The 1,014-nt window shown below is 73.2% G+C and carries 3 protein-coding genes; all 3 read left to right on the top strand.

Annotated features, from left to right (window positions below):
• Positions 1–249 (top strand): FAD-dependent oxidoreductase (locus LPA54_RS32875; RefSeq protein ID WP_228984410.1); only part of this gene is annotated, 249 nt, incomplete at its 5' end.
• Positions 246–467, top strand: a complete 222-nt coding sequence (thiS, locus tag LPA54_RS32870) for a sulfur carrier protein ThiS (protein WP_228984409.1) — start codon at positions 246–248, stop codon at positions 465–467. The genes LPA54_RS32875 and thiS, both read left to right, overlap by 4 nt.
• A 2-nt stretch (positions 468–469) precedes the next feature.
• A partial coding sequence (locus LPA54_RS32865) for a Scr1 family TA system antitoxin-like transcriptional regulator (protein WP_228984408.1) occupies positions 470–1,014 on the top strand: 545 nt, incomplete at its 3' end.

Below are 1,014 nucleotides of genomic sequence, written 5' to 3'. Positions count from 1 at the left end.
GAGCTGCCGCTCACCGAGACGACCGCCGGACTGCGCCCCGGCTCCCCCGACAACGCGCCGCGGCTCGGCCCGACCGGCCTCGACGGCCTGCTGCTGGCCACCGGACACCACCGCAACGGCGTGCTGCTGACGCCCGTCACCGGCGACGCCATGGCGCGGGTGCTGACCACCGGCGAGCTGCCCGACGAGGCCCTCCCGTTCACCCCCCGGCGCTTCGGCGCCCCCGTCCTGGCGGAGCAGTCCGTATGAACGCCCCGGTCACCGCGGTCACCGTCACCGTCAACGGCGAGCCCCGGGAGTTCCCGCCCGGCACGGCTCTCGACCTCGTCGTGAGGTCGCTCACCGCGGCGCCCTCCGGGGTGGCCGCCGCCCTCAACGAAACCGTCGTCCCGCGCGCGCAGTGGCCCGCCACCCCCCTGCCGACGATCCCCTTGTCCTCGGCGGCCGGACCTTCACGTCCCGGCTGATCATGGGCACCGGCGGGGCGCCGAGCCTCGACGTGCTGGAGCGGGCGCTGGTGGCGTCCGGCACCGAGCTGACGACCGTCGCCATGCGGCGGGTGGACCCCTCGGTGCAGGGGTCGGTGCTGTCGGTGCTGCGGAGGCTGGGCGTGGAGGTGCTGCCGAACACGGCCGGCTGCTTCACCGCGGGGGAGGCCGTGCTCACCGCGCGGCTGGCCCGGCAGTCCCTGCTGACGCGCAAGAACCCGTGCGTCGTGTTCTCGTTCATCCTCGAAGAGGGCGCTCTTCGCCGGGCGGTGGGCGGCAACGCCGTCCTGGCGGAGCAACTCGCACACCTGCGGGAGTGCAGCCGGAGGCGCAACGTGGAGATCCAGGTGATGCCGACCCGACGGGCCGCGCACAGCGGGGTCAACGGGCAGATCGTCCTGCTGGAGACGGTCGAACGGCGGCAGTTCGTCTCCATCGAGGCCCAAGGGATCGTGAACATCCGCTCGGACCGGGACGAGGTCAGCGAGTTCTGGCTACGCTATGGAATGCTACGCTCACAGGCCCT

The organism is Streptomyces sp. DH12 (genome assembly GCF_020873895.1).
Classification (GTDB): domain Bacteria; phylum Actinomycetota; class Actinomycetes; order Streptomycetales; family Streptomycetaceae; genus Streptomyces.
The sequence above is the reverse complement of the archived record's forward strand: the minus strand, read 5'-3'. Positions and strand labels throughout refer to the sequence as shown.

What these genes read in the sequence shown, in the direction of transcription:
- thiS (WP_228984409.1), top strand. Translation starts at nt 246, where the DNA reads ATGAACGCCCCGGTCACCGCGGTCACCGTCACCGTCAACGGCGAGCCC.